This window comes from Agrobacterium radiobacter (genome assembly GCF_040801995.1).
GTDB lineage: Bacteria > Pseudomonadota > Alphaproteobacteria > Rhizobiales > Rhizobiaceae > Agrobacterium > Agrobacterium radiobacter.
Genome location: NZ_JBEGHX010000001.1, coordinates 2,140,595 through 2,164,237 on the forward strand (window position 1 = coordinate 2,140,595; position 23,643 = coordinate 2,164,237).

Genomic DNA, 23,643 nt, shown 5'->3' on the forward strand with positions numbered 1-23,643 from the left:
ACAGGCCATCAAGCCAGTACACAGGCGTCTTCAAAGCCAAGGCGCGGCAGGCGGCCAAAGAGCTTGGACGGATCGCCGTAACCGAGATTGATCAGGAAGTTGGACTTCCACGTCGTGCCTGCGAAAAACGCCGCATCCACCTTGCCTTTGTCAAAACCGGACATCGCCCCGGTATCCAGTCCCAACGAGCGGGCCGCAATAATGAGATAACCCGCCTGCAAAGTGGCATTGCGGAAGGCCGTTTCCTCGGCAACGGCCGGGCTGGAGGTAAACCACGAACGCGCGTCGGCATGTGGAAACAGCACCGGCAGTTTCTCGTAAAATTCGCGGTCGATAGCAGCGATCACCGTCACCGGTGCAGCCATGGTCTTTTCGAGATTGCCCGAAGAAAGCGCGGGCCTCAGCTTTTCCTTGGCTTCCGGGCTGCGCACGAACACGAAACGCGCCGGCGAGCAATTGGCCGAGGTCGGCCCCATCTTCGTCAGATCGTAAAGTGCTCTCAGTGTCTCGTCGCCGACCGGCTTGTCAGCCCAGCCATTATGGGTGCGTGCCGCGGTGAAAAGTGCTGCAAGTGCCTTGTCGTCGAGTGCTGTCGTCATTGTCTTAAAAATCCTGTCAGAATGGCCGTGTTGCCGGCAGCAGAAACCGCAAAAGCCGCGCGTTGAAAAGGTCAGTCTCGGTGATATTGACCGCATGCGCCCCGAAATCGAGGAGGCAAAGTTCGCTTTGCGGCAAACCCTCCGCAAGACGCAGCGACCGGGTATAGGGCACCAGAAGATCGTCTTTCGTCGCCACCAACAGCACCGGATTGTCGATCTCGCCAAGACGGGTATCGATATCGAAGGCCCTGAGTGCCGCGATGCGCCGAAGCACATTTGCCTTGCCCTGAAAATGCGCGACACCATGCGCGTCGTCCCGCGCCAGCCTCTCCTGATGGTCCGACATCCACGCCGCCGGATAAAGAAACAGCGGCTGGGCCTTCACGAAAGCCTCAACGCCGGATTTTTCCAGAAGCTCAATCCGCACATCGAAGCAGCGCCCGGAATGCGGATCGGCCTTGCTCCAGGCGTTGATAAGTACAAGCCTGTCGATGAGGCCGGGCTGGCGCAGCGCGATATCGAGGCCGATCAGACCGCCAAGCGCGTGGCCCATGAAGTGAAATTTTTCGAGGTTCAGAGCCGAGACGATCTCAAGCACATCATCCGCCATGGCCGATATGCCGCCATCCACCGGCACCTCGCCGCCGGTCCTGCCGGTTCCGCGATGGTCATAGGTGACGATCCGGAAATGATCGGAAAGGGCTTCGATCTGCGGCGCCCAATAGGTGCCCGATCCGCCCAGTCCCGATGACAGCAGGATAGTGGGCGCCTCAGGCTCGGCCCGGCCATGAACCTCGAAATGCATCATCTTGCCGCTTCGCCCTATTTGCCGATATGGGCGACGGTGGCGATTTCCACCAGAGCGTCAGGCTTCACAAGGCCGCACTGGATGCAATAACGCGCCGGCTTATCGCCGGGGAAATATTCGGCATACACCGTGTTGACGGCCTGGTAATTCGCCCAGTCGGTGATGAAGATGTGGTTCATCGTCACGTCTTCCATCGTACCGCCGGCGGTTTCGATGACGGATTTGATGGTTTCGAGAACATGGCGGGTCTGGGCGCTGGCATCACCCACATGCACGACATTATTGTCCTTGTCGAAGGGAAGCGTGCCCGAAACGTAAACCACGCCATCGGCAAGGGTTCCCGGCGAAAAGGGAGCGATGGGTTTGCTGGTACCGGCAGGCACCACGATCTTTTTCGGCATTTCGTTCTCCTCTTTGTGTTTCTCAATCAATCAGTGACGGGTGCGGCCTGCGAGATGACGCCGCAGAAATCATTGACGGTCGCCACCCAGCCGAAAAATTTCTCGACATTGTAGACCGTCGCCTGCTGGATATAGTCCGGGCCAAGATGATGCGTGGCATCCTCCAGCATCACCCCGAAATATTCGAGATGGAAAGCGTCGCGTAGTGAGCTTTCGACACAGACATTGGTGGCGATGCCGACGAAGACCAGATTGCGGATGCCGCGGGCGCGCAACACGCTGTCCATATTGGTGTTGAAGAAACCGCTGTAACGCGTCTTCGGCACCAGAATATCGCCGGGCTGCGGCTGCAACTCGTCGACAATGGCGTAATCCCACGTTCCCTTGGCCAGCAACTGGCCCTGCAGTTCCGGCCTTTTGCGCATCGTCTTCAGCGCATTGGACTTGTGCCAGTTGGGCGAACCCGGCCCACCGGCCTCGACATAGTCCTTGTCCCAGCCATTCTGGAAATAGATGACCTGAACACCCGCCGCCCGCGCCGCATCCAGCGTCTTCTTGATGTTGGCGATGGTGCCCTTGGCCCCGGAAATATCGAACCCGGCAAGGTCGACATAACCGCCCTCGGTCGAATAGGCGTTCTGCATGTCGACCACGACAACGGCGGTCTCGCTGGGCTTCAGGGTAATCGGCTCAGGCCTTGCGGGAAGCGTCACGCTTTCCGAACGGCTTTCCGGCCCCTTGTAACCCGCCACGACGGCTTCGCTCATTCCGCAGCCTCCAGTTCGGCCTGAACATGCGCCCTGCTCTTCATCAGCGGCTGCACATATTTGCCGAATTTTTCGACGCCTTCGAGGAAGTCGTCAAAGGTCAGCATCACGCCGCCCGTTCCCGGCACTTCGCTCATCTCGTCCAGCATGGCCGCCACCTCCTCATAGGAGCCGATCAGCGTTCCCATGTTGATGTTGACCGCCGAGACGGGGTTGGACATGTGCCGGACATTGGTGTCGGAGCCGGATTTGGTGTCGACAGAACTCTGCAGGCCGAGCCACTTGATCGCGTCTTCATCCGCGCCCGCCTTGTAATGCTCCCACTTCGCCCAGGCATCCTCGGATTTTTCTTCCGCGAGGATCATGGTCAGCACGACGGATTTAACCTCGCGACCAGACTTTTCCGTTGCCGCCAGAAGTCGCTCATTGGTGGGTGCAAAAGCCTTTGGCGTATTGACGCCGACGCCGAAGCAGAAGCTGTAATCGGCGAATTTGGCAGAGAACGCCATGCCGGAATTGGAGGAACCGGCGCAGATGAGCTTCACATCCCCCTGCGGCACCGGCTTCATGCGGCAATCATCCATCTGGAAGAACTTGCCCTTGAAGTCCGACTGCCCTTCCGTCAGCAACTCTTTCAGCACGGAGGTATATTCGCCGAGATATTCATAGCGATCACCGAAATAATCGTCGCCCGGCCAAAGCCCCATCTGGCTGTATTCAGGACGCTGCCAGCCGGTAATCAGGTTGATGCCGAAACGCCCGCCGGAAATGGAATCGATCGTCGTCGCCATGCGCGCAACGATGGCCGGCGGCATGACCAGCGTGGCGGCAGTGCCGAACAGCTTGATCTTGGAGGTCACGGCGGCGAGGCCCGCCATCAGGGTGAAGGATTCCAGATTATAGTCCCAGAACTCGGTCTTGCCGCCAAAGCCGCGCAGCTTGATCATCGACAGTGCGAAATCGAAGCCGTACTTTTCCGCCTTCAGCGTGATTTCCTTGTTCAGGTCGAAGCTTGGCTTGTATTGCGGCGCGTTCTCGGAAAGGAGCCACCCATTATTCCCGATCGGTATAAAAACACCAACTTCCATCTTGCTGTTCCCTTTTTTGGCATCAGGCGTTTTCCTGATTTGAAGAAAGAGTAGCAGGTTCCGTGCCAGACGAAAAAAAATAATTTTATCAATTGGATAATTTTTTGGAGGCCAATTTCTTTTTACCAAAAGATAAAAATTTTATCATTTGGTAAATTAATATGCCTGTTTATTCGGCAAATATCGAACGCAATGTGCGGGAAATGAGCGGCTCTCACAATGGTTCTGAAGCGTTGCACGACAGCCGAAAACCACTCCTCCGTCACGCCGGACTTGATCCTGTATCCAGCAGCGGCCCGTCCGCGCCGCCAATAGAGCCCCGCGCGATCAAACACTTGATCGCAATAGACCCCGGACCAAGCCCGGGGTGATGGCGTGAGGATGCTAAGACGAGGTGAGCACGAATGTGCAACGAGGCATTTCAAGCGCTGTGAAGACAACCAGCGACAAGCTATGCCAAAACTTCAACCGAGGCGTTGCTGCGCGTAGGCATGCACGGCCCTGAAGGCGGCTTCGGCGCCAGCGACGACCCGCTCCTCTTCTTCGATGGTCAGCGAAATTTCATCGAGCGCGGCCGTAAAGGTACGCCAATGCAGGCCGCGCCCTTCCGGAGCGCCGGCCAGATGGCGCGCGCCGAATTCTTCGGTGAGGCCAAGCTTGGCTGCGTCTTTCAGAAGGAAAGCCGCGCCGAGATTCGAGCCTTCGACCACATAAAGCCAGCCCATGGCCTCAGGTAGATCGAACGGCGTTTCGCTGGTAAAGCGCGGCTCGTTTGTTTCAGGAATGGCGTGTCCCAGATCGGCAAGGTCCTGCTCTATCATGGAGAGACGGCGACGACCCTTAAGATCAGGCAGCAGGCCATCAAGCGTTTCATTGGAGAAAAACGCATCGAGGTCGCGATGGAAAAGATATTGCGTTTCCACGAATTTGCCGAAGTTCTCCCGGCTCTCGAACGGCTTCGCTGCCATGATGAAGGTATCGAGACCACCATGCGCGCCACGCGTGGCAGCCCTCAGGCGCTTCACGCGGCTCTGCTCGATCTCTTCCACAGGCGCTGATGGCTCCACAATGGTCATGACGCTTCCCTTTATCCCATATTCAGATTGCCTGATAAAAATCTTTACTTAAACAGTCAAATTTATTTTAGCATTTTTCCTGTGCATCGCTAAAAAATGGCATTCGCGTAAACCGGTGTAAACATTCCATGCCCCACCGGGCGCAACACCGATCCTGAGGCAGCTTTAGAAGCCAATTCCCCCCGTTCCAGCCTCCCGAACAATCATTCTGTAATTACCGCTTTACAACTAACATGTCAGTGTGCCATCAATCTGCAGCCATCTTGGAGGAGCATCTTAATTGACCCAGAAATTCGGCCTTTCGGCAGCACTGACGACCCCTTTCAAAACTGACGGAACCGTCGATACAGACGCGATGATCGCGCATGCCCGCCGTTGCCTTGCAAATGGTTGCGACAGCGTGACACTCTTCGGCACCACCGGCGAGGGATGCTCCGTCGGCAGCCGCGAACGGCAGGTCATTCTCTCCCGCTTCATTGAGGCAGGCATTGCGCCTTCCCGTCTGGTCACCGGCGTTCTCGTGGATTCCATCGAAGATGCGGCCGACCAATCCGCCGAGGCCCTGAACGCAGGTGCCCGCAATATTCTTCTCGCCCCGCCCTCCTATTTCAAGAATGTCAGCGATGACGGCTTGTTTGCCTGGTTCTCGGCGGTTTTCGAAAAGATCGGCAAGGGCGCGCGCGACATTCTCGTCTATAACATCCCTTCCGTGACCATGGTGACACTGTCGGTCGAGCTGGTGGGTCGTCTCAAGAAGGCCTTCCCGGGGATTGTCACCGGTGTGAAGGATTCCTCCGGCAATTGGGCACATACCGAGCGTCTGCTGAAGGAGCACGGTGATCTCGCCATCCTGATCGGCGATGAGCGCGATCTCGCCAAGGGCGTTCGCCTCGGCGGTCAGGGCGCGATATCAGGCGTCGCCAATTTCCTCACGCAGGAAGTGCGCGCCATGGCCGTTGACGGCAAGGACGACCCACGCATCGTCGATCTTGTTGTGGAACTTCTGAAGTTTCCGGTTACGCCCGCCGTCAAGGTGCTGGTATCACACACGACAGGGGAAAATATCTGGTCTGACGTGCGCGCGCCGCTCGTTGCCATTTCACCGGAGGACCGGCGGCAGATCGAAGGCGCATTTGATGCGTTGTTTCGCAGGCAGGCCGCCTGAACAGACCTTGAAAGGTTGAGCATGGACGATACCGGCGAACAGACATTGCGGGAACGGGCGTATGAAAGCTTTACGCATCACCTTCTCTCGCGCGACGTTCGTCCGGGGCAGTTCATCTCGCAACGCCGCCTCGTGGAATTGACCGGTTTGCCGCTAGGGGCGATCCGGGAAGCAATTCCACGGCTGGAGGCGGAAGGTCTGATCAAGACCGTGCCGCAGCGCGGGTTGCAGGTTGCCCATATCGACATCAACCTCATCCGCGAGGCATTCCAGTTCCGTATCTTTCTCGAAAAGGAGGCCGTGGCGCTCTTTACCCGTTCGGCCTCCGACGAGACCATCGCCAAGCTGTTGAAACAGCACCGCGATATTGCCGAAGCGGCTGAAAAAGGCGGTGAATCGCCGGAACTGGACCAGCACGCGCAGCAGGTGGACTGGGGCATGCACGACGCCTTTATTGATGCGCTCGGCAATTCGATCATCTCGAATGCGTACCGCGTCAATTCGATCAAGATGCGCCTCATCAATCAGGAGCGCTTTCGCATCGCCGGTCACGTCAAATCGGTGATGAAGGAACATCTCGCCATTCTCGAAGCCATCGAGAAGCGATCCGTCGAAGACGCCGTGGAGCGGCTCACCGCCCATATCCGCAACGCAAGGGACAGGGCGCTGGCGGTGTAGGGCAATTCCGGCAGGGACACAGAGGATCCTGCGCCGGAATTGCAAGAAAATAAGCAACAAGCCGGGGTGAGGAGAATTTCCGGCTAACTGGAGGAGAACTGACATGAAGCATTCATTGCTCAACCCCACGCGTCGCGCCTTTCTGGCAGGCACGGCGGCGCTTGGCGGCAGCGCGGCGCTCGGCATTCGCCCCGCATCGGCGGCGGTGAACTGGAAAAAACACGCCGGCACCACCCTTGAAGTCAACCTCGTCAAAAGCCCGCGCAGCGAAACGCTGATCAAATATCTCGGCGAATTTGAAGCGCTGACCGGCATCAAGGTCAATGCCGAAGCAACGCCGGAACAGCAGCAGCGCCAGAAAGTCGTGATCGAGCTTTCCTCCGGCAAGCCGAGCTTCGACGTGGTGCATCTGAGCTATCACGTGCAGAAGCGCCAATTCGAAAAGGGCAAGTGGCTGGCCGATATCAGCGGCTTCCTGAAGGACCCGTCGCTGACCGATCCTTCGCTCGTGGAGAAGGACTTTGCCGAAGCCGGCATGCTGTTTGCCAAGGATAGCGACGGCGTGCTGCGCTCGCTGCCTTTCTCGGTGGATTACTGGATCGTCTACTGGAACAAGGAACTCTTCGAAGCCAAGGGCCTGAAATACCCCGAGACCTTCGAGGAACTGGTGACGGCGGCGGAAAAGATCACCGATCCCGCAACCAACACCTATGGTTTCGTCGCACGCGGCCTGAAGAACGCCAACACCCCGGTCTGGACCTCACTGATGCTGGGTTACGGCGCAAAGCCGATCAGCGCGGACGGAAAGATCGACACCGAATCCAAGGAAGCGGTCGAGGCAGCAAAACTCTATCAGCGCCTGATGACCAAAGCCGCCCCTCCCGGTGTCTCCGGCTTCAACTGGGCGGAAGCACAATCGGCCTTCCTGCAGGGCAAGATCGGCATGTGGTTCGATGGCGTCGGTTTCGCACCGCCGATCGAGAACCCGGAAAAATCCCGCGTGGTCGGCAAGGTCGGTTACGGCGTCATGCCGAAGGGTCCGGCAGCACAGGCCGCCGGTACTTTCGGCGATGGTCTGGGTGTTGTCGAAGCCAGCAGCAAGAAGGAAGCCGCCTATCTCTTCTGCCAATGGGCGATCTCGCACGAAATGGGTGCGCGTCTCTTGCAGGCGGGTGCCGGCGTTCCGTTCCGCCAGTCCATCCTTGAAGACCAGAAGGTGCGCGAAGGCGTGAAGATGCCGGCCGCCTGGCTGGATGCGGTCGTCGGTTCCGGCAAGGTCTCACAGCTTGCCCTGCCCGTCATCATTCCGGTGACGGAATTCCGCGACATCTACGGCGTCGGCCTCACCAACATGATCGGCGGCGCAGACCCGGCAGCCGAATTGAAGAAGGCGACGGAACAGTTCGCACCCGTTCTGGCGCGTAGCGAGGGATAATGGCCTCCGTGAGCATCGAAAACACCAAAACAGGCGTCAGTCGCAAGGAAGGGAGCAGGCCGGCAAGGCTTGCCCCCAACTACTGGCCCTTCGTCATACCGGCACTTGTCGTCATCTCGGCGGTGATCGTTTTTCCATGGGTCTTTACGCTATGGATGAGCGCGCATCGCTGGACGCTCGGACAGGAGCAGAGCTTTATCGGTTTCGAGAACTACATCCGGCTCGCAAGTGACGGACGCTTCTGGGAATCGCTTTGGCACACGCTCATCTATACCGTGCTGTCGGTCGTCGCCCCGCTGTTCCTTGGAACCTTGGCGGCGCTGGTTTTCGATGCGCAGTTTCCGTTGCGCGGTTTTCTGCGCGGCGTCTTCGTGATGCCGATGATGGCAACCCCGGTCGCCATCGCGCTCGTCTGGACCATGATGTTCCACCCGCAGCTCGGCGTTCTGAACTATCTCTTGTCCTTCATCCATATCGGACCGCTGGAATGGATCTACAACCAGTCCACCGTCATCCCCTCTCTGGTGCTGGTGGAAACCTGGCAGTGGACGCCGCTTGTCATGCTGATCGTGCTCGGCGGACTGGCTGCAGTACCCCGCGAACCCTATGAGAGCGCCGAAATCGATGGTGCCAACGCCTGGCAGAAGTTTCGTTACCTGACCATGCCGATGATCGCGCCGTTCCTGATGATCGCCGTCATCATCCGTTCCATCGATGCCGTCAAAAGCTTCGACATCATCTACGCGATGACGCAGGGCGGCCCTGGAACGGCCTCGGAAACCATCAACATCTACCTCTACAACACGGCGTTTTCCTACTACGACATCGGTTACGGCTCGGCCATGGCTGTCGTCTTCTTCATCATTATCGTGGCGCTGTCCTTTGTGCTTTTGATGGTGCGCCAGCGTGCGCAATGGAACGAGATGGAGGATCGCTGATGGCTCGCCAATTGCTCAAACGTAAAAACCTCGACCGCATCGGCCTGTTTTTCGTGGCGCTGGTGATGATTTCGCCTGTCATCCTGTTCTTCATCTGGATGATCTCGCTGTCGCTGAAATATGAAATCGACAACGGCGCCTATCCGCCGATCCTCATCCCCGAACGCTTCGCATGGTCGAACTATGTGAAGGTGTTCGAGGAGAATAATTTCTTCCTCTATTTCTGGAATTCGGTGCTCGTCACCGGTGCGGCCACCATTCTGGCGCTGGTGATCGGCGTGCCTGCCGGTTACGGCATCGCCCGGCTGAAGGCGGAAAAGTCGGCTGTCGTCATAATGATCGCCCGTATGACGCCCGGCCTCTCCTTCCTCATTCCGCTATTCCTGCTGTTCCAATGGCTGAACCTGCTCGGCACACTCTGGCCGCAGATCATCATCCATCTCGTGGTGACGGTTCCGATCGTGGTCTGGATCATGATCGGTTATTTCGAAACGACGCCGAAGGAACTGGAAGAAGCGGCAAGCATCGATGGCGCATCCTCCTGGCAGGTGTTCCGGCTGGTGGCGTTGCCGATTGCCAAGCCCGGCATCGTCGTCTCCTTCATTCTGGCGGTCATCTTCTCGTGGAACAACTTCGTCTTCGGCATCGTGCTGGCCAGCCGTGAAACGCGCACCCTGCCGGTGGCGGTCTACAACATGCTGTCCTTCGAACAGGTGAGCTGGGGACCGCTTGCCGCAGCCGCGCTGATCGTGACGCTGCCGGTGCTGCTGCTCACCATGTTCGCGCAGAAACAGATCGTGGCGGGCCTGACCGCCGGCGCCGTCAAGGGCGGCTGAATCAACCAATTAAAAATACGGGAACCAAAAACATGGCACCGGTCAATATTCTAAACGTCCAGAAGCGCTTCGGCGCGGTCAACATCATCCACGGCATCGATATCGATATCAAGGATGGCGAATTCGTCGTGCTGGTCGGCCCTTCCGGCTGCGGCAAATCCACCCTGCTGCGCATGATTGCGGGGCTTGAGGAAGTCAGCGACGGCGAAATCCACATCGGCGCGCGTGAGGTCAGCAACCTGCCCGCCCGCGACCGCGATATCGCCATGGTCTTCCAGAACTACGCCCTTTATCCGCACATGACGGTGAAGGATAATATGGGCTTCGCGCTGAAGCTGAAGAAGGTGAGCGCCGACGAAACCAAGGCCAAGGTCGACAAGGCCGCCGCCATTCTGGGGCTGGACAAGCTGCTCGACCGTTATCCGCGCCAGCTTTCCGGCGGCCAGCGCCAGCGTGTGGCCATGGGACGCGCGCTGGTGCGCGATCCGCAGGTCTTCCTGTTCGATGAGCCGCTTTCCAACCTCGATGCCAAGCTGCGCGTGCAGATGCGCGGCGAGATAAAGGCCATGCACCAGCGCATCGGCACCACCACCATCTACGTCACGCACGACCAGGTGGAAGCCATGACCATGGCCGACAAGATCGTGGTGCTGCATGACGGCGTGATCGAGCAGATCGGCGCACCGCTCGAGCTTTACGACCGTCCGGCCAACCTCTTCGTTGCCGGTTTCATTGGTTCGCCTGCGATGAATTTCATTCGTGGACGCGTCGAAGAAGGCGTGTTCCGCACCGTGAAGGGCCTGAGCCTTCCCCTGCCCGCAAACGCCGATATTGCTGCACTGGGTGGCCGCGACCTCGTCTACGGCGTGCGCCCGGAACATATCCGCGCGGCAAGCGGCGGCATCGAAGGCCGGGTCGAACTGGTCGAAGGCACGGGTTCGGAAATCTATGCCAAGCTGAACTGCAAGGGCGACGAGATCGCCTGCCTGTTCCGCGAGCGGCTGGATGTACGGTTTGGCGATACGATCCATATCGCCATCGACCCGGAAATGGTGCATCTCTTCGACAAGGCAAGCGGCAAGCGCATCTGAGATGCATTTCCAGTAAAAGTGCGTAGCGGTTTTACGTCCGGAAAATGCGTAAAACAAAGAAATAGGATGACGGGCATGGATAGCCAACACGAGAGCCGCAGGCATGTGCTGTGCGTGGGCGCTGCCGTGCTCGACACCCTGTTTCGCGTGCACGAGATGCCAAAGGGCGAAGGCAAGGTCCTGCCCTATGAGATGCTGCAGATCGCCGAGGGCATGGCGTCCAGCGCAGCCTATGCGGTGCATCGCATGGGCGGCCGCGCGAGCCTCTGGGGCGCTGTGGGTGACGACGAGACCGGTACCCGTATCCTGCGCGATCTCGCCGAAAGCGGCATCGACACCACAGGCATGACGGTCGCCGCCGGCGCACGCTCCGCACTCTCGACAATCATCATCGATGATCGCGGCGAGCGGCTGATCGTGCCTTTCTACGATCACCGGCTGCACGAGAAGAAGCGTTCCTGCACGCCAGCAGACCTCGCGCCTTTCGACGCCGTTCTGGTGGATGTGCGCTGGCCGGAACTGGCGCTCGATGTGCTGGATGTGGCGCGCTCGCTCGGCAAACCCGCCATTCTCGATGGAGACGTCGCGCCTGTCGAAACACTTGAGAAGCTTGCGCCTGCCGCAACCCATATCGTCTTTTCCGAACCAGCCGCCGCCCGGTTGACGGGACTTGAGACGGTAAAGGACATGCTGCCGGTACTGCACGCCCGCTATCCGCAGACCTTCATTGCCGTCACTGCCGGACCGGCAGGCTGCTACTGGACGGAAGCAGGCGACCCGATTGTCCATTTTCAGGAAACGATGCAGATCAAAGCGGTGGATACGCTGGCGGCAGGCGATATCTTCCACGGCACCTTTGCGCTGGCGATGGCCGAAGGCATGGAAAGCCGCGCCGCCATCCGGCTCTCCTCCGTTGCCGCTGCGCTCAAATGCACCGTCTTCGGCGGCCGCATCGGTGCACCCACACGCGACGAGACCGAGGAAGCCATGCGGCAATGGCTGGAGCGGGAGCGTGAACGGGGACCGGCGCTACGCGCCTCCTGAGCACATCCATTGCCCGCATAAAACTATTCCATTTTTGCGATGCCGTTTCCCGGCGAACTAGGCTAACGTCAAGTCAGAGCAAAGCTTTTCGCAAGCCGCGCTTGTTCCACCTTGAGCCTGCATTCCGCAAAAGTGATCGCCCGATGCATCAGACGACCCGCCCGAGACTGCGCGATATCGGCTTGCCGCCCGGCCATTTCGAGACCGGCCCGCTCAATGCCATCACCGATGTTGAAGGCGTGACCATCGGCCATTCGACCGTCATCGAAGGCGACAAGATCCGCACCGGCGCAACCGCGATCCTGCCGCATGGCGGCAATCTTTTTCAGGACAAGGTGCCCGCCGCCTTCGCCGTCTATAACGGCTTCGGCAAATTTGCCGGCTCGACCCAGATCGAGGAACTCGGCGAACTCGAAACGCCTGTCATCCTCACCAATACGCTTGCAACCGGCCGGGCAATCGAGGCGATCAACCGCCACACACTGGCGCAGCCGGGTAACGAAAAAGTGGTGTCCATCAATGCGGTCGTCGGAGAGACCAACGATTCCCGCCTCAACGATATCCGCGCTGGACGCCCGACCGTCGAGGAAATTTCGGCCGCGCTGAAAAACGCTGCCACAGGCCCGGTGGCCGAGGGTGGCGTTGGAGCCGGAACCGGCACGGTGGCCTTCGGCATGAAGGGCGGCATCGGAACTGCATCCCGCATCGTCCCCATCGCCGGGGAGGCCTACACGCTCGGCGTTCTCGTGCAATCCAATTACGGCGGCCATCTTTTGGTTTGTGGCAAGCCCTATGTAAGCCCTGATCATAAAGACAAGGATGGCTCCATCGTCATCATCGTCGCAACCGATGCGCCGCTCTCTTCCCGCAATCTGAAGCGCCTGGCCGCCAGAAGCTTTGGTGGGCTGGCCCGCACGGGCGCAGCACTGAGCAATGGATCTGGCGATTACGCGCTGGCATTTTCCACCAACGAGCGCCTTCGCCGCACGCCTGCACGCCGCAAGGCTGTCACAGACTATCCCGAGCTTTCCAACGATGCCATCTCGCCGCTCTTCGAAGCGGCAATAGAGGCAACCGAGGAGGCGATCCTCAACTCGCTCTGCGCGGCCACAACGACATCAGGTTTCAATGCCGGCACCGGCAAGGCCTCCACGGTCGAAGCCATTTCCATCGACGCCCTTAAAACCCTTCTTTCAGCCTGACTTTTCCAGACGGAGTTTTCATGACTAGCCCATCCGGTCGCATTGTTTACGTCAACGGCGAATTCCTGCCCGAAGCGGACGCCCGCCTTTCCATCTTCGACCGCGGTTTCCTGTTCGGCGACGGCATTTATGAAGTCACCTCGGTTCTGGAAGGCAAGCTGATCGACAGCGACCTGCACATGGCCCGGCTGGAACGCAGCGCCCGCGAAATCGACGTGGCCCTGCCGGTTACCACGAAAGAGATCGTCGAGGCCGAACGCCGCCTGATCGCCGACAACAACCTCGTTGAAGGCATGATCTACCTGCAGCTGACGCGTGGCGCCGAAGACCGCAACTTCCTGTTCTCCGCTGATCTGAAGCCAACGCTTGTCATGTTCACCCAGGCGAAAAAGCTGATCGGCACCCCGGTCGAGGAAGCCGGCATCGCCGTCAAATCGGTGCCCGACCAGCGCTGGGAACGCCGCGACATCAAGACCGTCTGCCTTCTGCCGCAGGTCATGGCAAAACGCATCGCCAAGGCCGAAGGCTGTGACGAGGCGTGGATGATCGAGGATGGTTTCGTGACCGAAGGCGCGTCCTCGACCGCTTACATCGTCACCGCCGATAAAAAGATCATCACCCGTGGCAACAGCAACAAGACCCTGCCCGGCTGCACCCGCCTCGCCGCCCTGCAACTGGCCAAGGAAGCCGGCTTCACGCTGGAAGAGCGGCCCTTCACGCTGGAAGAAGCGCTGAACGCTGACGAGGCCTGCCTGACCAGCGCCTCCAACTTCGTGGTTTCAGTCACGAAGATCGACGGCAAGCCGGTGGGTAACGGCAAGCCCGGCCCGATGGTGAGCCGCCTGCGCGCCCTCTACCTCGAAAACGCCCGCCGCACGGCGATCTGATCGAAAGCGTTTGTTTGTCGCATTTCCGGACGGAAAACCGGAGTCCACTTTTCCTGGAAATGCTCTAACCCTCGAGAACCGCCCAGATGCGCTCGACCACGGGCCGGCGGTTCTCCTTCGAACGATAGAGCCTGATATCGACCGCAATATCGAAGGTGGGATCGGCGGCGCGAACCAGCGTGCCGCTATCCAGCTCGTGCCGCATCAGGCTTTCCGGCACCCAGGCGACACCCCAGCCGGCCATCGCCATGGCTTTCAGCCCCACCGACATGCTGCCCTCATGCACCCGCTCGAACTGCGGCAGGCGCGCGCTCAGGAGATCGCGCAGCAAAGGCCCGAAGAACGAGGCCTTTTCATAATCGAGATAGGCGAAGGGTTTTCGCGCATTTTCCACCAGCGCATGCAACGGCGAACCATCTTTCGCCGGCGCGGAAACGGGAATGATGTTTTCCGCGCCGAGCACGCGGAACTCGAAGGTCTGCGCATCGAGCAACATCGGCACTTCGGGGTGCGCATAGGTCAGAAGAAAATCGCTTTGCCCGTCCACCAGCGAATTGAGGTTTTCCTCCATGCTGCCGGAATCGGGGCGCAATACTGAAAATAGCGGCCCGGCCGTCTCGTTCACCCGTTTCAGCCAGTCGGGAAAGAAGGTGAAGGACAGGGTATGCAGGGCCGTCAGCCGAACAGTCCTGGCATCGGCCCCTTCTTCCTGCAGCAGGGTGCGCCGCGCATGATAAAGCTGCTTCAGCGTTTCCTGCGCCACCGGCACGAACTTCACGCCCGCCTCGGTCAGCCGCGACGGATAGGAGGCGCGATCGACCAACGTCGCGCCTACCCAGGCTTCAAGCTGCTTGATACGCCGGCTGAAGGCAGATTGCGTGACATGCCGCTCCTCCGCCGCTTTCGAGAAATTGAGCGTTCCGGCCAGCGCCAGGAAATCCTCGAGCCATTTGACTTCCACGGCTCACACTCCCAACAAAAATATCTTTCCGGTTATTCAGAAGCGTCTTTATTAGGTGCAATGAGGCGTGAATGAAACCCTCTTGTAAGGCGCGGGGCTGCGGCCAATCGCCGGATCGGCCTGACGACCTAGCGGCTTCGATAATATTCGATCATCCGCGCCCGACTGGAGACCAGCTCGATCCGGTCATCGCCCAGCCGGTTGAGGCAGACGCGCTTCGTCCAGGGGCCATCTGTGAGCGTGAAGAGAAAGCGGCCGTTACCGAGCGCCTTCAGGACCATACTGCGGCGGGTCGGACCGATGCCCATCGTCAGCGACGAACCGCTGATCGAAAATTCTGCCCCCTCATCCGAACGCCACGTTCCCGAAAGATCATCCGGCACGGCATGATCGGCGACAGGCAGGAAGCAGCGGGCGGCGTGACCGGCCTCGCCGACAATGGCATCGCCCTCAAGCCTGAGACGCATCGGAGAGGATGCGGAGCGGGAAGAGACCCAGCCATCGGCATCTTCATAAAGCGTGTCGTCGCCATCGATGAAAGTGGAGGTGCTGCCCTTGATCTCCAGCCACCACGGTCCGCTTTCGGTCACGTAAAGACCATCAGGCAGGCTGGCGGGCTTGGGCAGCGGCAGACCGGTCAAAGCCGCCATGCTTTCCAGCGCGATCTTGAAGCCGTTGGTATCCTCGCGGTTGGATACCACGACGAAACCCGTGCCGTTTTCGGGATCGAGCAGGAAGTAAGTCTTGTAGCCGGGATGCGAACCGCCATGACCGACGAAACGCGTATCCCCCAGATGCGACCAGCGCAGGCCGAGGCCATATTCGCTCATCCGCCCGTCGGCAAGCGGCCGCTCAGCCGAAAGCCTGTCAAGAACACCCGCAAAGCTACCCTCGCCCCGCATCAGCCCCTGCAGCCAGCGGGTCAGCGCTTCGGCACTGCCGGCAAGACTGCCCGAAGCGGAGATATGCAGACCGGCCGCCGACAGCTGCCAGTTGTCTTCCGACTTCCAGTAACCCGGCACAAGGCCGTCGACCGGATCGTTCCAGACATCCGGCGCCTTCAGGAACACGCCGAACGGACCGGCAATTTGCGTCTGCACGAAATCATCGAACCGGAAACCGCGACGCTCCAGCGCCGCTTCCACCAGACGATAACCGGTATTGGAATAGGACACCTCACTGCCGGCATCGAAATTCAGTCGGGTCAGCCGGGACAGATAGCCGAGAAGCGGTCCGGCCTTCGTTTCGGTGTAAACGGAAAGGCCAAGCAGCGAGAGGCATTCCCGCGTATCCGGCAACCCGCCGCTCATATCCAGCGCCTGCCCGACAGTGACGTCGCGGAGCGGCGATTGCAGCTCCGGCAGATGTTTGCCGAGCGGATCGTCAAGCTCGATCAGGTCGGCATGGGCAAGCACCATGGCGCAGAAGGCGTGTTTGGTGACGGAGGCATAACGCACCACGCTTTTCGGCGTGAACGGCGCAAAGGTCGAAAGGCTCTCAACCCCACCCGCATGGGCAAACCGGATGCCGCTGAGATCGAAACCAATCACCGCCCCGCCCGGCTCGTTGCCCGCCCATTGCGAGACGAAGCTCTTGGCAAGCGTTGAAGCGGCGTTCCAGTCGAGTTGCTGTGACATTGTTCGGTCTCTTGTGTCTTCATTGAATGCCGGACGGACATAGGAACCGACACGGCATATTCGGGCTTGACCCGAGGATCCACCTCTCACGGGTGCATGGATCCTCGCCTCAGGGGCGAGGATGACGGAGGAAAGCTTGTGCTGCCTCTCCATCATCCCCAAAGACCTATCTCAGGCCGGCTCTTCCAGCCGGATGCTCAGGCTGCGCAGCTCTTCCGTATGCGGATGTTTGATGCGGCCCTCGCGCAGATCACCGGCGCTCAGTTTCTCGACCATGTCGCCATTCAGCATCACGCCCACCTGCGGGCAAAGATGCGCAATGACCGCGAGATTGTGGCTGACGAGGATATAGGTGAGATTGCGCGCCGCACGCAAATCCTGCAACAGGTTCAGGATTTCCGCCTGCACCGAAACGTCGAGCGCCGAGGTCGGCTCATCGAGCAGCAGCACCTGCGGATCGGCGATCAGGGCGCGCGCGATGGCGACACGCTGGCGCTGGCCGCCGGAGAGCTGGTGTGGAAACCGGAAGCGCACCGCCTGCGGCAAGGCCACGTCAGACAAAGCCTGCTGGATGCGTTTTTCGATATTGTCCATGCCATGAACCAGCGGCAATTCGCTGAGGATACGGTCGATGGTCTGGCGCGGATGCAGCGAACCATAGGGGTCCTGAAACACCATCTGCACCTGCCGGAAGAATTCCGGCGTGCGCTTCAGCGGCGCATCCTTGCCGGCAAAGGCGATGCGGCCTTCCCAGCTTTCATTAAGGCCGGCCATGGCGCGCAGGATGGTGGACTTGCCCGAGCCGCTTTCGCCAACGATGCCGAAGCTGCCGCCCTTTTCCACCGAAAAGGACACGCCCTTCACCACTTCACGGTCGCCGAACTTGATACGGAGATTTTCGACGTCGATCATAGGCTGGACCACGCTGCATCACGGTTGAGAACGGGAAGACGCTCGCGCGGATGCGTCAGCGAGGGAATGCAGTTCAAGAGACCCTGCGTGTAAGGATGCTGTGCTTTCAGGAGTTCGGAAGCCTTCAGTTCCTCCATCACCCGGCCGGAATACATGACAGCCACGCGGTCGCAGAAATGCGAGACTAGCGGCAGGTCGTGGCTGATGAGGATGAGACCCATGCCGCGTTCCGATACCAGCTCCTCGATCAGCCGCAGGATTTCCGCCTGCACCGTGGCATCGAGAGCACTCGTCGGTTCGTCGGCGATCAGAAGCTCGGGATCGGGCGCCAGCATCATGGCGATCATGACACGCTGGCCCATGCCGCCGGAAACCTCATGTGCATAGGACGAAGCGACCTGACGCGGATTGCGGATCTTCACCTGATCGAGCAGGGCGATTGCCGCCTCCATGGCCGCACGCTTGCTTCCGCCCTTGTGGGCGCGCCAGGCTTCCGCGATCTGTGCACCCATGGTCTTGACCGGGTTCAGCGAATATTTCGGATCCTGAAGGATAAAACCCGCCCGCTTGCCACGAATCTGGCGCATCTGCTTTTCACTGGCGGAAAGCACGTCGATACCGTCAAAGGAGAGCTTGTCGGCCCTGATATCGGCATTGGAGGGCAGAAGCTTCATCAGCGCGCGCGCCGTGAGGCTCTTGCCCGAACCGGATTCACCGACGATGCCGAGCTTTTCTGTTCCGAGCTTCATGGAAACACCGCGCACCGCCTCGAAGCGGCTGGTGCGGGTCTGGAACGCGATCTTCAGATTTTCGATTTCGACCAGCATGGCTCAATGTCCCTTCGGGTCGAGCACGTCGCGCAGACCATCGCCAAGGAAGTTGAAGGCGAGCGAGACGAGGAAGATGGCGATGCCCGGAATGGTGGCGACCCACCATTGTTCGAAGATGAAGCGCTTGGCCGTCGCAATCATCGCACCCCATTCCGGCGAAGGCGGCTGCGCGCCCATGCCGAGGAAGCCGAGGCTTGCGGCGGTGATGATGATCGAGCTCATGTCGAGCGTGATGCGCACGATGAGGCTCGGCACGCAGAGCGGCGCGATGTGACGGGCGATGATGCGCCAGGCGGAAGCGCCTGTCAGCCGGTAGGCCGCAACGAAATCGCTGCCGCGAACCGTCATGGTTTCGGCGCGAGCGAGACGCGCATAGGGCGGCCAGGCGGTGAGCGCGATGGCGAGAATGGCGCTTTCGACGCCAGGCTTCAGCGCCGCGACGAAGGCAAGCGCCAGGATGAGGCGCGGGAAGGCCAGGAACACATCGGTCACCCGCATCAACACCGTATCGACGATACCGCCGAAATAACCGGCGATGCAGCCGATGGCGAGACCGATCGGCGCAACGAGAACGACGACGGCAATGACCATGCCGAGCGTGACGCGACCGCCATAAAGAATGCGGGAAAGAATGTCGCGACCCAGCTCATCCGTGCCGAACCAGTGCTCGGCACTCGGGAAGGCAAGGCGGTTGCCGAGGTTCTGCGCGGCCGGATCGTGAGGCGCGATGAACGGCGCCAGCAGCGACAGCGCAATGAAGACGATGATGATCGTGAGACCGACCACCGCCAGCGGATTGGACTTGAGGTTCAGCCAGATGCGGTACCGGTTTCCCCAGGCAGCCTGCCTGCGGGAATGCGGCGTCTCATCCAGAGCCCAGTTTCTGAAAGTTGCTAACATCATCGAACGCGGGGATCCATTACTCGGTAAAGTACGTCTGCGAGCAGGTTGAGGCCGACATAGATCAGGCCGATCAACAGGGTCGCTCCGACGACAGGGTTCATGTCCGCGTTCATGAGCGAGACGGTGAGATATTGGCCAAGGCCCGGCCAGCTGAAGACGGTTTCCGTCACCACGGCACCTTCCAGAAGGCCGGCATAGGTGAGTGCGAGAACCGTGACGAGCTGTACGGCAACCGTCGGGAAGGCGTGCCCCCAGATAACGGTCATTGCCGAAAGCCCCTTGGCACGGGCGGTAATGACATATTCGCCCTTCAGCGCATCGATCATGAAGGCGCGTGTCATGCGGGTGATATAGGCCATGCTGAAATAGGCAAGGATGCAGACGGGCTGCACCATATGGGCGATGGCGTCGTAAAACGCGTCCCAGTCGCCGGCAAGCAGCGTATCGACCGTCATCAGGCCCGTGACCGGCGAGATCATGCCGTCATAGATGATGTCCTGCCTGCCCGGTCCGGGTGCGACGCCAAGCGTGGCGTAAAATACCAGCAGCGAAATCAGCGCCAGCATGAAGACGGGCACGGAATGGCCGGCAAGGCAGACGACGCGGATGATCTGGTCCGTCAACTTACCCTGCTTCACGGCGGCCCATACGCCGAGCGGAATGCCGATCAGCGCAGCGAGAATGAGTGCTGCCGTAGCAAGCTCGAAGGTGGCGGGGAAAACGCGCTTGATATCGATCCAGACCGGGTTGCGGGTCAGGATGGAATTGCCGAAATCACCGTGCAGCACCTGCGACACATAGTGGAAAAACTGAACGACCAGTGGCTGGTCCAGGCCCATTTCGGCCCGAACCCGCACAATGACGTCTTCAGGCGCGTTGTCGCCGACTGCCGCGATGACAGGATCGACAGGCATGACGCGCCCGATCAGGAAGGTGATGACCATCAACCCGAACAGCGTCAGAATGACGCTGCTCAGTGTCGACGATATGCTTTTGACGCGCTTGTTCAATGTTACGCTTTCTTAGCATCGTGGTAGGAATTGCCCTCGGAGAGAACGCCGAGTTCAAAGCCGGAAACGCCCTTGCGGAACGCGGCCGTCTTCGTCGTCTGGAACATGAAGACGAAGGGGCTGTTTTCCATGTGCTCGCGCTGCAGCGCTTCATAAAGCTCGATGCGCTTTGCCGGGTCCTTCTCGTCACGGGCGGCTTCTGCCTTCGCGGCAAAGTCGTCGTTCTTGAAGCGCGAACGCCACAGGAAGGGCTTGGACTTGGCGTCGTCGCCATTGTCCTTGTTGATGTTGAAGACATCGGCATTGGAATGCGGATCGAAATAATCCGTGCCCCAGGCGGAAAGCGCCATCTGGTGTTCGCGGCCGCGCATCTTGGTCAGAACCTGACGGTTCTCGGCAGATTGCAGACGCACCTTGATGCCGATATCGGCAAGATTTGCCTGGATGGCCTGCGCCAGATCCGGGTAAGGCTGGGCGGAATAGTGATCCATGGTGATTTCGAAACCGTCGGCAAGACCGGCTTCCGCCATCAGCGCCTTGGCCTTTTCGACATCGCGCTGGTACGGCGTGTCGTTAACGGCGCCGGGGAAACCTTCCGGCTCGAAGCTCTGGTGAACCTTGTGCGTCAGCGGCACAATGTTTTCCTGCATGCCCTTGTAGTCCAGCGCCCATTTGATGGCCTGCCAGACCTGTGGCTTGGCAAGGTTCTCATTGCCCTGATTGAGCGAGATCAGCACCAGCGAGGCGATGCTCTTGCGCTGCAACTCGATGTTGGCGTCGTTCTGGACGGTACGCAGCTGTTCCGAGGTCAGGTCGCGGGCAATGTCGATATCGCCCTTCTGCAACATCAGAAGCTGGGAAGACGGATCGGTGACATGGCGCAGGATGACGCGCTTGATGTTACCCTTGTAGGGGCCATTCGGGTTGACGGTGAGCGCTACGCTCTCGCTCGGCTTCCAGGCCTGCAACATGAAATCGCCGGAACCGGCGCTGTTTTTCTGCAGCCAGCCATTGCCGAGGTCTTCGCCCGAGGCATTTGCCAGCACGGCCTTCTTTTCAACGATCGCGCCGATATTGGCGGAGAGGCAATAGAGCAGGAACGAGATTGCGGTCGGCTTTGCCGTCGTCAGCTTCACCGTCTTTTCGTCGGCGGCAACGATGGTAGTTTCGGCATTGTCAGGCGTGAAGCCGAACTGGCCGATGATGAAGGCCGGGCTCTTGTTCATCTTGATGGCGCGCTGCAGCGAAAAGGCCACGTCTTCCGCGGTCACTTTCGCACCGCTCGAGAAGGTCGCATCGTCACCAATCACAAAGGTGAAAACCTTGCTTTCCGCATCGGCTTCCCAGGACTTCGCGATGACCGGATCGACCTTGGTGGAATCTTCACGGTTCGCCCGCACCAGCTTCTGGTACATGTTGGACATGATTTCACCGCCGACGGCTTCGAAACCCTCATGCGGATCAAGGCTCGTCATGTTGTCCAGCTGCTGCGCGACCACCAGAATATCCTTGGGTGTCGCAGCAAATGCCGGAATGTGCGCATAGGACAGGAACGGTACGGCAGCGCCGGCAATCAGCAGGTTGCGTCTTGAAATCATCGAAAATCCCCTTTCGGACCTTATTTTTCGGAAACGGTATGGGTTCGCCCCAATCCAGTCATTTTTTTTATGTTTTCCCGCGATTACCACGAGCAAACGAGGCCCGACCAATTCCAAATTTGGCAGAGCCTATGCACGGATTGCATTTGCTCCCGCCTTGACCTTTCCTCTACCAATTCCCAAAAGTCTGAATAGGTGCGCGCCCGCACCCTCCCCCTATCCGAAGGTGAATGACCATGACCGATCAAAAACCCGTACCCGTCTTCGACGGCCACAACGACGTGCTTCTGCGGTTATGGCGATCGGGCAATGCCTCTCCCGAAACGCTCCTCATCGAAGGGGATACCGTCGGCCACATCGATCTTCCGCGCGCGAAGAAAGGCGGCCTCGCTGGCGGCCTCTGCGCCGCCTATGTGCCTTCACCCAGCATGGACAAGGACGCTAACGGCGACTATCCGACACCCACCGAGGCGGACGCGCTGAAGGCGACGCTCGCCATGGCCGGCCTTTTGTTCCGGGCCGAGAAACAATCAGCAGGCGCGCTCAAGGTCTGCCGCACGGCCGCCGATATCCGCGACGCCATGGCGAAAGGCGCTTTCGCCTCCGTCTTCCATATCGAGGGCGCGGAAGCGATCGGCGCCGATCTGGATGCGCTTTACGTTCTCTACGAAGCGGGCCTTCGCACGCTTGGACCGGTCTGGAGCCGCCCGAACATCTTCGCTTACGGCGTGCCCTTCCGTTTCCCCTCGACGCCGGATATCGGCCCCGGCCTGACGGAGGCCGGCAAGCGGCTGATAAAGACCTGCAACGAACTGAAAATCATGGTCGACCTGTCGCACATGAACGAGCAGGGTTTCTGGGATATCGCCAAGATATCGGATGCGCCGCTGGTGGCATCCCATTCCAACGCCTATGCGCTCTGCAATCACAGCCGTAACCTGACGGATCGTCAGCTGGACGCCATCCGTGACACGGGCGGTCTCGCCGGCATCAATTTCGGTGTTCTGTTCCTGCGCCAGGACGGCGTGAAGAACCCGAATACCGATCTGAACGAGCTGGTGCGCCATGTAGACTACATCGTCAACCGTATCGGCATCGATCATGTCGCACTCGGCTCGGATTTCGACGGCACCACCATTCCCGCCGCCATGAAGGATGCAGCCGACCTGCAATTGCTGGTCCAGGCCTTGCGAAATGGTGGTTACGACGACGAGGCGCTTGCCAAGATCTGCCACGGCAACTGGATCCGCGTGCTCGAAAAAACCTGGGGCGCGTGAGGCGTAAATTGCAATTCATCTCCGGCGCTGAGCGCCGGAGACAGGAAGCGGCAGGCCCTTAAGCCTTTGCCGCTTTTTTCTTGCCGCTCGCCCGGAAAGCCAGAAGCCCGGCGACAACACCGATCATCGCCCATTTCATCGGCAGCACATCCGCCGTCTCGCTGCGGATCGGCAAAACGGTCACGGTGCCCGGACGGGATTCATAACCCATCTGCCCTTTCGCCTTGGCCTCCGCAATCTGCTGCGGCGAAACGACCCATTCGGCACCGCGCATCTTGTCCACCGCCATGTATCCGCCACCGGCCACGAGGGCGACGACGAGTGAAACAACTATTCTTGTGGGCATGTTCATTGGCATCTCCTTCAATCGAAAGGAGCGTGTAATCGCATCAAACGGCACCACCAAGCAACCACAACGGTCAATTTGCCGCCTTTCGGAACAATCCCGTAAACCATGCATTCCACAGTTGTATTTCTCGCTCCAGACTTGTTGAAATTCG

Annotated in this window: 24 protein-coding genes; 10 read left to right on the plus strand and 14 right to left on the minus strand. The window is 59.5% G+C overall.

Annotation, left to right across the window (positions count from 1 at the left end):
- Positions 1-8 precede the first annotated feature (8 nt).
- The 6 genes from MRBLRC7O_RS10725 to MRBLRC7O_RS10750 all read right to left on the minus strand — a co-directional run bounded on the left by MRBLRC7O_RS10725 (position 9) and on the right by MRBLRC7O_RS10750 (position 4,739).
- Positions 9-599, minus strand: a complete 591-nt coding sequence (locus MRBLRC7O_RS10725) for a malonic semialdehyde reductase (protein ID WP_003504025.1) — start codon at positions 597-599, stop codon at positions 9-11.
- A gap of 16 nt (positions 600-615) precedes the next feature.
- Entirely contained in the window at positions 616-1,407 is a 792-nt protein-coding gene (gene rutD / locus MRBLRC7O_RS10730) for a pyrimidine utilization protein D (RefSeq protein WP_003504023.1), read from the minus strand.
- Positions 1,408-1,421: 14 nt separating this feature from the next.
- Entirely contained in the window at positions 1,422-1,808 is a 387-nt protein-coding gene (gene rutC / locus MRBLRC7O_RS10735) for a pyrimidine utilization protein C (RefSeq protein WP_003492069.1), read from the minus strand.
- Between the two features lie 26 nt (positions 1,809-1,834).
- Positions 1,835-2,575: a pyrimidine utilization protein B gene (gene rutB / locus MRBLRC7O_RS10740; RefSeq protein WP_060723695.1), complete on the minus strand. Its 741-nt coding sequence runs from the start codon at positions 2,573-2,575 to the stop codon at positions 1,835-1,837.
- Complete coding sequence (rutA, locus tag MRBLRC7O_RS10745) at positions 2,572-3,663, minus strand: pyrimidine utilization protein A (protein ID WP_080866426.1); 1,092 nt, start codon at positions 3,661-3,663, stop codon at positions 2,572-2,574. The genes rutB and rutA overlap by 4 nt, the downstream gene beginning before the upstream one ends.
- Before the next feature lie 464 nt (positions 3,664-4,127).
- The gene (locus MRBLRC7O_RS10750) at positions 4,128-4,739 is read right to left on the minus strand and encodes a biliverdin-producing heme oxygenase (RefSeq protein ID WP_003514096.1); all 612 of its coding nucleotides are present in this window, start codon (positions 4,737-4,739) and stop codon (positions 4,128-4,130) included.
- A 280-nt stretch (positions 4,740-5,019) separates the two neighbouring features.
- Between MRBLRC7O_RS10750 and MRBLRC7O_RS10755 the strand changes: the two genes are divergently transcribed.
- The 9 genes from MRBLRC7O_RS10755 to MRBLRC7O_RS10795 all read left to right on the plus strand — a co-directional run bounded on the left by MRBLRC7O_RS10755 (position 5,020) and on the right by MRBLRC7O_RS10795 (position 14,015).
- A complete protein-coding gene (locus MRBLRC7O_RS10755; protein ID WP_080866427.1) occupies positions 5,020-5,904 on the plus strand; it encodes a dihydrodipicolinate synthase family protein in 885 nt (294 codons plus the stop codon).
- A 21-nt stretch (positions 5,905-5,925) separates the two neighbouring features.
- Entirely contained in the window at positions 5,926-6,582 is a 657-nt protein-coding gene (locus MRBLRC7O_RS10760; protein WP_020810419.1) for a GntR family transcriptional regulator, read from the plus strand.
- Positions 6,583-6,685: 103 nt separating this feature from the next.
- Positions 6,686-8,017: an ABC transporter substrate-binding protein gene (locus MRBLRC7O_RS10765; RefSeq protein ID WP_020810418.1), complete on the plus strand. Its 1,332-nt coding sequence runs from the start codon at positions 6,686-6,688 to the stop codon at positions 8,015-8,017.
- Entirely contained in the window at positions 8,017-8,955 is a 939-nt protein-coding gene (locus MRBLRC7O_RS10770; RefSeq protein ID WP_003504005.1) for a carbohydrate ABC transporter permease, read from the plus strand. Before MRBLRC7O_RS10765 ends, MRBLRC7O_RS10770 begins: the two co-directional genes overlap by 1 nt.
- Complete coding sequence (locus MRBLRC7O_RS10775) at positions 8,955-9,791, plus strand: carbohydrate ABC transporter permease (protein WP_003504003.1); 837 nt, start codon at positions 8,955-8,957, stop codon at positions 9,789-9,791. Before MRBLRC7O_RS10770 ends, MRBLRC7O_RS10775 begins: the two co-directional genes overlap by 1 nt.
- Before the next feature lie 32 nt (positions 9,792-9,823).
- Positions 9,824-10,882, plus strand: coding sequence for an ABC transporter ATP-binding protein (locus tag MRBLRC7O_RS10780; protein ID WP_003504001.1), 1,059 nt, complete (start codon positions 9,824-9,826; stop codon positions 10,880-10,882).
- Between the two features lie 75 nt (positions 10,883-10,957).
- Positions 10,958-11,926 carry a sugar kinase gene (locus MRBLRC7O_RS10785; RefSeq protein WP_080866628.1) on the plus strand — a complete coding sequence of 323 codons (969 nt, stop codon included), beginning with the start codon at positions 10,958-10,960 and terminating at the stop codon, positions 11,924-11,926.
- Between the two features lie 143 nt (positions 11,927-12,069).
- Entirely contained in the window at positions 12,070-13,128 is a 1,059-nt protein-coding gene (locus MRBLRC7O_RS10790) for a P1 family peptidase (RefSeq protein WP_003503998.1), read from the plus strand.
- 20 nt (positions 13,129-13,148) lie between these two features.
- The gene (locus MRBLRC7O_RS10795) at positions 13,149-14,015 is read left to right on the plus strand and encodes a D-amino-acid transaminase (protein WP_003503995.1); all 867 of its coding nucleotides are present in this window, start codon (positions 13,149-13,151) and stop codon (positions 14,013-14,015) included.
- A gap of 64 nt (positions 14,016-14,079) precedes the next feature.
- On the opposite strand, the gene MRBLRC7O_RS10800 is transcribed toward MRBLRC7O_RS10795, so the two are convergent.
- From MRBLRC7O_RS10800 to MRBLRC7O_RS10830, 7 genes are all read right to left on the minus strand, one after another.
- Positions 14,080-14,976, minus strand: coding sequence for a LysR substrate-binding domain-containing protein (locus MRBLRC7O_RS10800; protein WP_003503993.1), 897 nt, complete (start codon positions 14,974-14,976; stop codon positions 14,080-14,082).
- A 128-nt stretch (positions 14,977-15,104) separates the two neighbouring features.
- The gene (locus MRBLRC7O_RS10805) at positions 15,105-16,613 is read right to left on the minus strand and encodes a serine hydrolase domain-containing protein (RefSeq protein WP_080866428.1); all 1,509 of its coding nucleotides are present in this window, start codon (positions 16,611-16,613) and stop codon (positions 15,105-15,107) included.
- Positions 16,614-16,784: 171 nt separating this feature from the next.
- Complete coding sequence (locus MRBLRC7O_RS10810) at positions 16,785-17,525, minus strand: ABC transporter ATP-binding protein (protein ID WP_080866429.1); 741 nt, start codon at positions 17,523-17,525, stop codon at positions 16,785-16,787.
- Complete coding sequence (locus MRBLRC7O_RS10815) at positions 17,522-18,352, minus strand: ABC transporter ATP-binding protein (RefSeq protein ID WP_003503986.1); 831 nt, start codon at positions 18,350-18,352, stop codon at positions 17,522-17,524. Before MRBLRC7O_RS10815 ends, MRBLRC7O_RS10810 begins: the two co-directional genes overlap by 4 nt.
- A gap of 3 nt (positions 18,353-18,355) precedes the next feature.
- Positions 18,356-19,258, minus strand: coding sequence for a nickel transporter permease (gene nikC / locus MRBLRC7O_RS10820; RefSeq protein WP_020810410.1), 903 nt, complete (start codon positions 19,256-19,258; stop codon positions 18,356-18,358).
- Positions 19,255-20,268: an ABC transporter permease gene (locus tag MRBLRC7O_RS10825; protein ID WP_003514118.1), complete on the minus strand. Its 1,014-nt coding sequence runs from the start codon at positions 20,266-20,268 to the stop codon at positions 19,255-19,257. The genes nikC and MRBLRC7O_RS10825 overlap by 4 nt, the downstream gene beginning before the upstream one ends.
- A 2-nt stretch (positions 20,269-20,270) precedes the next feature.
- On the minus strand, positions 20,271-21,866 hold the full coding sequence (locus tag MRBLRC7O_RS10830) for an ABC transporter substrate-binding protein (RefSeq protein WP_003514121.1): 1,596 nt from the start codon (positions 21,864-21,866) through the stop codon (positions 20,271-20,273).
- Between the two features lie 236 nt (positions 21,867-22,102).
- On the opposite strand from MRBLRC7O_RS10830, the gene MRBLRC7O_RS10835 reads away from it, so the two are divergent.
- The gene (locus MRBLRC7O_RS10835; RefSeq protein WP_031233936.1) at positions 22,103-23,143 is read left to right on the plus strand and encodes a dipeptidase; all 1,041 of its coding nucleotides are present in this window, start codon (positions 22,103-22,105) and stop codon (positions 23,141-23,143) included.
- A gap of 58 nt (positions 23,144-23,201) precedes the next feature.
- On the opposite strand, the gene MRBLRC7O_RS10840 is transcribed toward MRBLRC7O_RS10835, so the two are convergent.
- A complete protein-coding gene (locus tag MRBLRC7O_RS10840) occupies positions 23,202-23,495 on the minus strand; it encodes a hypothetical protein (protein ID WP_003503976.1) in 294 nt (97 codons plus the stop codon).
- Between the last annotated feature and the right edge of the window lie 148 nt (positions 23,496-23,643).

What these genes read in the sequence shown, in the direction of transcription:
- rutA (WP_080866426.1), bottom strand. Translation starts at nt 3,663, where the DNA reads ATGGAAGTTGGTGTTTTTATACCGATCGGGAATAATGGGTGGCTCCTT.
- MRBLRC7O_RS10790 (WP_003503998.1), top strand. Translation starts at nt 12,070, where the DNA reads ATGCATCAGACGACCCGCCCGAGACTGCGCGATATCGGCTTGCCGCCC.
- MRBLRC7O_RS10750 (WP_003514096.1), bottom strand. Translation starts at nt 4,739, where the DNA reads ATGACCATTGTGGAGCCATCAGCGCCTGTGGAAGAGATCGAGCAGAGC.
- rutC (WP_003492069.1), bottom strand. Translation starts at nt 1,808, where the DNA reads ATGCCGAAAAAGATCGTGGTGCCTGCCGGTACCAGCAAACCCATCGCT.
- MRBLRC7O_RS10815 (WP_003503986.1), bottom strand. Translation starts at nt 18,352, where the DNA reads ATGCTGGTCGAAATCGAAAATCTGAAGATCGCGTTCCAGACCCGCACC.
- MRBLRC7O_RS10725 (WP_003504025.1), bottom strand. Translation starts at nt 599, where the DNA reads ATGACGACAGCACTCGACGACAAGGCACTTGCAGCACTTTTCACCGCG.
- MRBLRC7O_RS10830 (WP_003514121.1), bottom strand. Translation starts at nt 21,866, where the DNA reads ATGATTTCAAGACGCAACCTGCTGATTGCCGGCGCTGCCGTACCGTTC.
- MRBLRC7O_RS10840 (WP_003503976.1), bottom strand. Translation starts at nt 23,495, where the DNA reads ATGAACATGCCCACAAGAATAGTTGTTTCACTCGTCGTCGCCCTCGTG.
- MRBLRC7O_RS10835 (WP_031233936.1), top strand. Translation starts at nt 22,103, where the DNA reads ATGACCGATCAAAAACCCGTACCCGTCTTCGACGGCCACAACGACGTG.
- MRBLRC7O_RS10780 (WP_003504001.1), top strand. Translation starts at nt 9,824, where the DNA reads ATGGCACCGGTCAATATTCTAAACGTCCAGAAGCGCTTCGGCGCGGTC.
- MRBLRC7O_RS10810 (WP_080866429.1), bottom strand. Translation starts at nt 17,525, where the DNA reads ATGATCGACGTCGAAAATCTCCGTATCAAGTTCGGCGACCGTGAAGTG.
- rutD (WP_003504023.1), bottom strand. Translation starts at nt 1,407, where the DNA reads ATGATGCATTTCGAGGTTCATGGCCGGGCCGAGCCTGAGGCGCCCACT.
- MRBLRC7O_RS10795 (WP_003503995.1), top strand. Translation starts at nt 13,149, where the DNA reads ATGACTAGCCCATCCGGTCGCATTGTTTACGTCAACGGCGAATTCCTG.
- MRBLRC7O_RS10785 (WP_080866628.1), top strand. Translation starts at nt 10,958, where the DNA reads ATGGATAGCCAACACGAGAGCCGCAGGCATGTGCTGTGCGTGGGCGCT.
- MRBLRC7O_RS10760 (WP_020810419.1), top strand. Translation starts at nt 5,926, where the DNA reads ATGGACGATACCGGCGAACAGACATTGCGGGAACGGGCGTATGAAAGC.
- nikC (WP_020810410.1), bottom strand. Translation starts at nt 19,258, where the DNA reads ATGATGTTAGCAACTTTCAGAAACTGGGCTCTGGATGAGACGCCGCAT.
- MRBLRC7O_RS10775 (WP_003504003.1), top strand. Translation starts at nt 8,955, where the DNA reads ATGGCTCGCCAATTGCTCAAACGTAAAAACCTCGACCGCATCGGCCTG.
- MRBLRC7O_RS10805 (WP_080866428.1), bottom strand. Translation starts at nt 16,613, where the DNA reads ATGTCACAGCAACTCGACTGGAACGCCGCTTCAACGCTTGCCAAGAGC.
- rutB (WP_060723695.1), bottom strand. Translation starts at nt 2,575, where the DNA reads ATGAGCGAAGCCGTCGTGGCGGGTTACAAGGGGCCGGAAAGCCGTTCG.
- MRBLRC7O_RS10770 (WP_003504005.1), top strand. Translation starts at nt 8,017, where the DNA reads ATGGCCTCCGTGAGCATCGAAAACACCAAAACAGGCGTCAGTCGCAAG.
- MRBLRC7O_RS10765 (WP_020810418.1), top strand. Translation starts at nt 6,686, where the DNA reads ATGAAGCATTCATTGCTCAACCCCACGCGTCGCGCCTTTCTGGCAGGC.